At 54.1% G+C, this 8,560-nt stretch carries 5 protein-coding genes and 1 pseudogene; 2 read left to right on the top strand and 4 right to left on the bottom strand.

The window, feature by feature from the left end; genetic code table 11:
- The 3 genes and pseudogenes from torD to torC all read right to left on the bottom strand — a co-directional run.
- Positions 1–116, bottom strand: a pseudogene (torD, locus tag FDX01_RS23340) (molecular chaperone TorD); the annotation flags it as partial.
- Complete coding sequence (gene torA / locus FDX01_RS04230) at positions 113–2,653, bottom strand: trimethylamine-N-oxide reductase TorA (protein ID WP_115259204.1); 2,541 nt, start codon at positions 2,651–2,653, stop codon at positions 113–115. The pseudogene torD and the gene torA, both read right to left, overlap by 4 nt.
- On the bottom strand, positions 2,643–3,821 hold the full coding sequence (gene torC, locus FDX01_RS04225; protein WP_016152138.1) for a pentaheme c-type cytochrome TorC: 1,179 nt from the start codon (positions 3,819–3,821) through the stop codon (positions 2,643–2,645). The genes torA and torC overlap by 11 nt, the downstream gene beginning before the upstream one ends.
- 131 nt (positions 3,822–3,952) lie before the next feature.
- On the opposite strand from torC, the gene torR reads away from it, so the two are divergent.
- Positions 3,953–4,645, top strand: a complete 693-nt coding sequence (gene torR / locus FDX01_RS04220) for a two-component system response regulator TorR (RefSeq protein WP_016152137.1) — start codon at positions 3,953–3,955, stop codon at positions 4,643–4,645.
- Here torR and torT read toward each other — a convergent pair.
- The gene (gene torT, locus FDX01_RS04215; protein ID WP_115259205.1) at positions 4,618–5,649 is read right to left on the bottom strand and encodes a TMAO reductase system periplasmic protein TorT; all 1,032 of its coding nucleotides are present in this window, start codon (positions 5,647–5,649) and stop codon (positions 4,618–4,620) included. The two genes, torR and torT, sit on opposite strands and share 28 nt — an antisense overlap.
- Before the next feature lie 82 nt (positions 5,650–5,731).
- On the opposite strand from torT, the gene torS reads away from it, so the two are divergent.
- The gene (gene torS / locus FDX01_RS04210) at positions 5,732–8,518 is read left to right on the top strand and encodes a TMAO reductase system sensor histidine kinase/response regulator TorS (protein WP_137399282.1); all 2,787 of its coding nucleotides are present in this window, start codon (positions 5,732–5,734) and stop codon (positions 8,516–8,518) included.
- The last annotated feature ends 42 nt before the right edge of the window (positions 8,519–8,560 follow it).

Here is an 8,560-nt window from a genome sequence, read left to right as displayed (position 1 = left end):
TCGCTGGACTGCAAAAGTGCCAGGCTGTCATCGTCACGTTCCCGGGAAAACAACTGCGCCAGCCAGGCGTAAACGCAGGCCATCTGTTCTGTTGTCAGGGAAGAGTGTTTTATCATGACGATACCTTCTCCGCCGGAACATATTCGCACTGCGCCACCATTTTTATCGGGCCGCTGAACGCCGTCACGTTATCCACCTTGCCGGTATATTTCTCAATTTCCACCAGCGTGGTATGAGCGCTGGTCGCCTGTGCCAGTTGAGACGTGCCGATATCGATTGTTAATACGTTCGGATTGCCGTATTTACACAGCGCCCCAGTTTCTCCGCCGTTATCAGGGTCGTACCAGGCACCTTCATGAATACGCGCCACGCCTGGCGAGTAGAGATCGGAGACAACCGCCCCGGCCAGTACTTGTCCACGTGCGTTAAAGACACGGACAATATCACCGTTGCGAATCCCCCTGACGCTGGCATCCTGAGGGTTGATAAACACCGGCTCTTTACCGCTTACCGCATAATGCTTACGCAGCGCTTCAGATTCACAAAGCTGCGAGTGCAGACGGAAATCAGGGTGAACAGATTGCAGATGCAGTGGCCAACGCTGCGACCCGGGTCCACCATGTGAGCGTTCGATTTTCTCAAACCACATCGGATGCCCCTGGCAGTCGTCATACTGCATACCGGCAATGGTTTTCGAGAAAATTTCGATCAATCCGCTCGGCGTGCCCAGCGGCTCAAGATCGGGGTCGTCGCGGAATGCCTGATGACGTACAAACATCTGCGGATGTTCGAATTCAACGTACTCTTGCTGATTCCAGAAAACGTCAAAAGCGGGGAGATGAACGCCGCGCCCTTTCCCCTGCTGGCTTCCTTCCTGCCAGATCCGTTTCAGCCAACCCATCTCATCCAGCCCTTCGGTAAAGGCTTCTTCACGATTAAAGCGGCGGCAGAGATCGCGGAAAATATCGAAATCATTACGTGCTTCAAATTGCGGCTGCACCAACTGTTTCATGGCGATAATGCCGCGGTTGGAGTGGTTGCCATACTGGTCAAGATCGTTACGCTCAAACTGGGTCGTCGCGGGCAATACGATGTCAGCGAATCGACAGGTCGAGGTCCACTGATTATCGATGGCGATAACGGTTTCCAGCTTACGCCAGCCCTCAATAATACGATTGATCTGCTGGTGACGATGGAAAGGGTTGGTCCCAGCAAAAACGCACATCTTCAACGGCGGCAACTTAACGGTTTTGCCGTTCCAGTTAATTTGTTTACCCGGCTCAAGAATCGCATCGATAAAACGCGCGATCGGGATGGTGCTGCTGTACCCCTTATAATCAGTGCTGTCATGCACAGGAGGTACGGTGGTGGAGCCAGAAAAACCGCTCAGGATAATCCCTTTGCGGCTTGGCGTGCCCGCGCCGTTGTAGTGCCAGCCAAAGCCGAAGCCACCGCCGGGTAAGCCGATTTGTCCAAGCATTGAGGCCAGCACCACGATCATCCACGCCCACTGTTCCCCGTGCTGCATACGCTGGACGCACCAGCCGGCAATAATCTGCGTTCTTCCGCCCGCCATTTGCCGCGCCAGTTCACGAATCGTATCGGCATCAATCCCGCATATTTTTTGCGCCCACTGGGCATCTTTAGGCTGTCCGTCACTTTCCCCCAGCAGATATGGCAGAAACTGCTCAAACCCAACGCAGTAGTTATCGAGAAAATGCTTATCGTAGAGCTTCTCGGTATAAAGTGTGTGCGCCAGCGCCAGCTGTAGCGGCACATCGGCCTGCGGATTCACAGCGACGTGTTTAACCTTGTCGCGGCCCAGGTAGTCGTGCGTCGAGGTGATGACCGGATCAACGCTGATAACCGAGATCTCGCCGCGCGCCACTTTTTCTTTCAGTTGTTCGTAGTATTCATAAACATCATGATCCGGGCACCACCAGTTCGCCTGCTGGTTTTTAATCAGGTCGGAACCCCACAGCACAATCGTTTTGCTGTTTTTCAGCACCAGCGGCCATGAGGTCTGCTGTTCATATACCTCCATTGACCCGACCACGCGCGGCAGAATCAACTGGGCTGCACCAGTGGAATAGTCGCCCCCGGTACTTACGCTGTTGCCGTGCAGCGCAATGGCGCGCGCCAGCATCCCCGAGGCGTTATGGAACATGCCGGTTGATTGCCAACCGCTGGCCGTCAGCAGCGCGCTCGGGCCATAGGTCTTCTGAATTCGCTCCAGCTCCTGATAGAAGAAGTCCAGCGCTTCATCCCACGAAACGCGCACAAAGCGGTTATCTCCACGCTGCGTGGTATCGCTCTGATGGCGTTTACGCAACCAGTCGACGCGGACCATTGGATAGCGAATACGCGCCCCACCATGCACGTGATCCGGCAGTCCGGCGATCATTTTTGACGGGTACTTGTCACGCTCAAACGGTTTGGCTTCAATAAAACGCCCATCAACCACGGTGGCGCGGATTGCCCCCCAGTGAGATCCGGTCAGGATCCCCTCTTTGACGCCAGTTCCCTGCACCTCTGCGGCGTTGGCGCTGCGCGGTGTGAGCAGCGAAGGTCCTAACATACCAGCGACGGTCAAGCCGCCCAACTGCAGTAGAAAACGACGGCGAGATGCCTGAAAGAGATCGTTATTTTTCATTGCTTTCTCCCTTATCGCCATGCGGCTTGTCCGTGGTGTCAGAGGCATTCATCTGCAGATATTTCAGTAAGGTACGTTCTTCACGTTTATCCAGACTGGTAAATCCAATCATGCCGTTCAACGTGCCAATCCAGCCGTTGGCGTCAAAGTGTTCTTTCTCAGGTGCGCCGTGGCACTGGTTACAGGTTCCGTTATAGAGCGAGTCGGCATAAGCCCAGATTGGCTTAATGTCGTTAACCATATCGCCCTTCTGCATCCAGGCGGTGGCCTGCAGCTTGCTCCACTGCGTATTCGTTTCCGCGACGGTCGTTTGCTCCAGGGTTTTCACGTGCTGCTGAATGTCGCCACGAATGGAGGCCACAAAAATGCGTTTACCCGGCAATTGCGCCAGCACGCGCTGACGCCCGTTACTCTCTGTCCAGCCCACAATCTCAATTTGCAGCCAGTCGCCGTCACGCTTTAACACTTTTACTTCAGAAGCAGGCAGCAGTGAGCCCGCAGGTTCTTTATCCCCTTTGGCGGCATAAATAGGTTTGATGTCCAGGGAATAGAGCGTATCGCCATCGTCGTTTGCGTTGGCGCGTAACTGGTCAAACTGCTTGCGGAAACCGCTGCTCATATCGGGAAGCTGATGCGCAATACCTTTATGGCAGTCAATACAGGATTGATTGTCCTTGGCCGCAATCTTCATCTGACGCGCAGCTTCAGGGTGCTGTTTCGCGTGATCCATCGCATCATAGTTATGACAGGAACGACAGGTCGCGGAGTTGTTCTCTTTCATTCGCGCCCATTCGCGCTCCGCCAGCTCGGCACGTTTGGCTTCGAATTTCTCAGGAGTATCAATAGAGTGGGCAACAAAGGTCTGGTAAATATCGTTGCTGGCCTCCAGCTTACGTTTCACCATGCCAGGGATATCGGATGGAATGTGGCAATCATGACACTCTGCGCGCACCCCGGAGGCATTCTGAAAATGCGCAGACTGTTTATATTCTTCATAAACCGGCTGCATGCTGTGGCAGCTCACGCAAAATTCGGTTGAACTGGTTAATTTAATGCCAACGTGCGGTAAGACGATCAGCGCGATACCGACCACCATCCCGATGACGACCAGCGCCAACACTGACCAACGTGCGCTCGGTCTGAGCAGCGCCCTCCATAGTTTCCGCATAATAGCCCCTGTAAATATATGGTTTAGTTACAGAGGATCTTATTTCGCAAATGTGAACGGCAACACTGGTCAGGATGAATGGCTTGCGGCACAATGTGAACAGATATGAACAGAAAGAGACAACAACCAGGATGTCGCATCACATTGTCATTGTTGAGGATGAACCCGTTACCCAGGCACGATTACAGGCTTATTTTGAACAGGAAGGTTATCACGTCTCGGTCACAGCCAGCGGAGCCGGCCTGCGTGAAATCATGTCACAACACTCTGTCGATCTTATTCTGTTAGATATCAATCTCCCGGATGAAAATGGCTTAATGCTGACCCGCGCCCTGCGTGAACGCTCAACGGTGGGGATCATCCTGGTAACGGGTCGTAGTGACCAAATTGACCGTATCGTTGGCCTGGAAATGGGGGCTGATGATTATGTCACCAAGCCGCTGGAGCTACGTGAACTGGTGGTGAGAGTGAAAAATTTACTCTGGCGTATCGACCTTGCCCGCGAGGCGCGACCGGAGGCCAAAGACAACTGCTATCAGTTTGCCGGGTATTGTTTGAACGTCTCCCGTCATACTCTGGAACTGGGCGACGAGGCAATCAAACTCACCCGCGCCGAGTATGAAATGCTGGTCGCGTTTGTCACCAATCCGGGGGAAATTCTCAGTCGCGAACGTTTACTGCGCATGCTTTCGGCACGACGGGTAGACAATCCGGACTTACGCACCGTGGACGTACTGATCCGCCGTTTACGCCACAAGCTGCGGGCTGATTTACTGGTGACACAGCACGGGGAAGGCTATTTTTTAGCGGCCGACGTGTACTGATACAGATAAACAGGACGGAATCCGCCGGGTGACAACGAGCACTTTACATGCTGGCTGTCGGCATTTTTCGGGGTGAGCACCAGGATCGGGGGACTGATATTTTCCGGCACCGGTTGTCCTTGTAATACTCTGATAGCCTGCTGAATCGCCAGTTCACCTTGCCAGACCATTTGATCGCTGGCAGCCATAATGATTCTTTCGCGTTTAAGCCCGCGATACACCTGATGCGACAGATAAAAAGAGACGACAGTTAACGGCGCGCCCTGATTGCGCTTCTCCCCCATCGCCGCTTCAGCAGCAATTGCCGTACCGGCCACCACGTCGACATCCGGGTGACGCTCAAGCATCTCCTGCAGCAGGTTACGCTGTATTTCAATATCATTATCGCCCAACGCCACATCCACGATGCGCACCTGACTGCCAGCAATCGCCTGACGGAATCCGGCCACCATCTCACGACTGCCCCCGGCGTCATCAGGTCCTGGCAATAATAAGACCTTTAGCGGTTTGCCCGCGCTCCACTTAACCAAATAGCGGCCAGGCTGATAACCCATCTGGAACCACGGAACCCCAACCCGGGCTTTTACCGTTGCGTCATGGATAACATTCACCACCTCGATAACCGGCAGCGTGCCAACCTGCGCCTGCAAATCCGGAAAAGTCGTCGTGCTGCTGCCCAACAAAATGGCATCCGCGCCCCATTGCTGGCATTGAGCGATTTGTGATTTTTGCGTGTCGAACTGGCGATACCCTCCCGCCTCGAGCACCTTCAGGCTTACGCCGTATTTTTTCGCCGCCTCCAGCATGCCGTAATTCACGGAAAGCCAGTAGGAATCCTTCAGGCTGGGATACAGCGCGCACAGTTTCCAGACTTTGTTTGCAGTAACGTCCGTTAGCGGCTCCGGCACTGCCTGCTGAGTATCCTGCCAGCGCAGCAGTGCGGACCCGGTCGCGTGACCTAAGCCGGGAAAAAGTGTGATAAGCAGGAAAACCAATACGCGCATGATAGCCTCAACATTGATAAGGCTTTATCCTAGTTGCTTTCCTCTTTTGGACTCAACCTTTTTAATCTGTGGCGACCCGACAGTGAATTTATCTCTGACCAAACGACTGTGGATAGGCTTCGGGCTGATGGCGGCACTGACCCTCATTAGTACGCTGGTTGGCTGGTATAACCTGCGTTTTGTCAGCCAGGTTGAGCAGGCCAATACCCAGGCGCTGATCCCGACCATGGACATGGCGCGCCAGCTCAGCGAAGCCAGCGCCTGGGAACTGTTTTCCGCGCAGAATCTGACCACCGCAGATAATGAAAATATGTGGCTGGCTCAGGGGCGTATGTTAACCGCCCAAAGCCTGAAAATAACCGCTTTACTGAAAACCCTGCGCGAGCAGGGCTTTGACACGTCGGCCATTGAACAACAGGAAAAAGAGATCGCCCAGTCGTTAAGCCATCAGGGGGAGTTGGTTGGCGAACGTCTGAAACTGCGCGATCGGCAGCAACAGCTCAGCCAACATATTGTTGAGGCTACCGCCGACGTTGCCGAAATGGCGCGCGGTCAGGCCAGTAATGCCGCCACCTCGGCGGGCGCTACGCAGGCAAGCATTTATGATTTGATTGAGAGCCATCAGGGACAGGCGGCAGAACACGCTCTCGACAGGCTTATCGATATCGATCTGGAATATTATAACCAGATGAATGAACTGCGCCTGAGCGCGCTACGCGTGCAGCAAATGGTGATGAATCTGGGGAATAACCAGGCGCAGAATAACCTTGCAGCGCTGGAAACCCAGCTTAATGCCGCCGTCAGAGTGCTTCACCGCCGACAAATACGCATTGAAGATCCGCTGGTACGCACTCAGGTTGCCGGCGCTGTAAATTCGATAAGCCGTTATGTCGATCTGCTGGCCCTGTATCGTCAGGATAATGACATCACCACCCGCTTACAGATCTTATCGCAGAACAATATCGAGCAATTTACCCGTTTCAGTAGCGAAGTCAGTCAGTTGGTAGAAATCATTGGCCAACGCAATCAGACCGGGCTGGCGCATCTCAAACAGGCCAGCCAGCGCGGGCAAACGCTGCTGCTGCTGTTAGGTGCGGTGTCATTGTGCTTGTTAATTCTCATTCTTTGGCGCGTAGTTTACCGCTCGGTCACGCGCCCGTTGGCGCAGCAAACCCAGGCGTTACAGCGTCTGCTTGAAGGTGATATTGACTCCCCATTTCCGGAAACCGCGGGCGTTCGCGAACTGGATACCATCGGGCGGTTAATGGACGCCTTTCGCGGCAGCGTTCACGCCCTTAATAGCCATCGCGAACATCTGGCCGCTCAGGTAAAAGCTCGCACCGCCGAACTGCGTTCTATGGTGTCTGAACACCGGCAGGCGCGGGCAGAAGCCGAAAAAGCCAACCAGGCAAAATCGGCGTTTCTTGCCGCCATGAGCCATGAAATACGCACCCCGCTGTATGGGATCCTCGGCACTGCGCAGTTGCTCTCAGACAATCCCGCTCTGGCGCAGCATCAGGAGAATCTGCGCGCAATCACCGACTCTGGCGAGTCTCTGCTGACCATCCTCAACGATATCCTGGACTATTCCGCCATCGAAGCGGGCGGAAAAAATGTGGCGATCGGCGATGAACCTTTTGAGCCCAGACCCTTGCTGGAAAGTACGCTTCAGCTCATGCATGGTCGCGTTGTGGGTCGCCCGGTCGTGCTGGTTACGGATTTTGCCGACGATGTCCCCGACTCCCTACGCGGCGATCCGCGCCGCATTCGGCAAATCATAACTAACCTATTAAACAACGCGCTGCGCTTTACCGATCGCGGACACATCACCCTGCGTAGCCGATGTAAAGATCAGGACTGGTATATTGAGGTTGAGGACACGGGATGCGGGATTGACCCTGTCCATCAGCGCGATATTTTTCAGCCGTTTGTTCAGGTTAGCGGTAAACGTGGGGGGACCGGGCTTGGACTCACTATCAGTGCCAGCCTTGCGCAGGCGATGCAGGGAGAACTGAGCGTCACCAGTACGCCGGGAGTCGGAAGCTGCTTTCGTCTGCGTCTGCCATTACGGGCTGGCGCGATGCCGGTAGCTAAATCCGTTCCACGTGCCATATCGTTACAGGGTTTACGCTTACTGCTAATCGAGGATACCCCCCTCACGCAGCGCATCAGTACAGAAATGCTCACCCTCAATGGCGCCCAGGTCACCGCTGCCGACAGTGCGGCTGCGGCGCTCACCATACTGCAGCAAGACGCCCAGTATAATGCCGCGCTGGTTGATTTTGATCTTCCGGATATCGACGGCATCACGCTGGCGCAACAGTTAACCCACGAGTTTCCGACGTTAAAGCTAATAGGCTTTAGCGCACACGTCATCGACGAAACGCTAAGCCAAAGAACCAGCACCCTGTTTCTCGGCGTTATTCAAAAACCGGTTCCCCGGGATGAACTTAGTCGGCTCATTACCCATTATCTCCACGGTAACGCCCCTCTCCCGGTTGCATTAGAAAATGACAACCAACGGTTAGATACCCAGCAATTAGCCGGGGATATCCAGCTAATGGGATGGCAAAAGGTGCACGAATGGTTAGCGCTCTTTAAGCAACACACCCTTCCTGTATTAGATGAGATTGACGCAGCGCGCGCAGCATGTGAGTACGAGAAGATAAAACGTCTGGCACATCAGCTAAAAAGCAGCTGCGCCAGCATGGGGATGCGTTCTGCCAGCAGGATGTGCGCAGCGCTTGAACAGCAGCCGCTAGCTGATTTTTCACTCAGAGAGGAAGTACAACTAAGTCTTACAGAAGTGGAAATGTGGTTGGCAAAAGAAAATTTGTCGCGATTAGCCGAAGCTGAACATCAGAAGTGACGTTGAACGGGTCCGCTTGGAAAAAGGAAATTATCCTACTAT

The sequence above is a fragment of the Citrobacter sp. wls613 genome (genome assembly GCF_005281195.1).
GTDB lineage: Bacteria > Pseudomonadota > Gammaproteobacteria > Enterobacterales > Enterobacteriaceae > Citrobacter > Citrobacter gillenii.
This window is presented reverse-complemented; position numbering and strand designations above follow the sequence as displayed.

Excerpts from the sequence above, each read along its gene's own strand:
- torA (WP_115259204.1), bottom strand. The coding sequence starts at position 2,653 with ATGAAAAATAACGATCTCTTTCAGGCATCTCGCCGTCGTTTTCTACTG.
- torC (WP_016152138.1), bottom strand. The coding sequence starts at position 3,821 with ATGCGGAAACTATGGAGGGCGCTGCTCAGACCGAGCGCACGTTGGTCA.
- torR (WP_016152137.1), top strand. The coding sequence starts at position 3,953 with ATGTCGCATCACATTGTCATTGTTGAGGATGAACCCGTTACCCAGGCA.
- torT (WP_115259205.1), bottom strand. The coding sequence starts at position 5,649 with ATGCGCGTATTGGTTTTCCTGCTTATCACACTTTTTCCCGGCTTAGGT.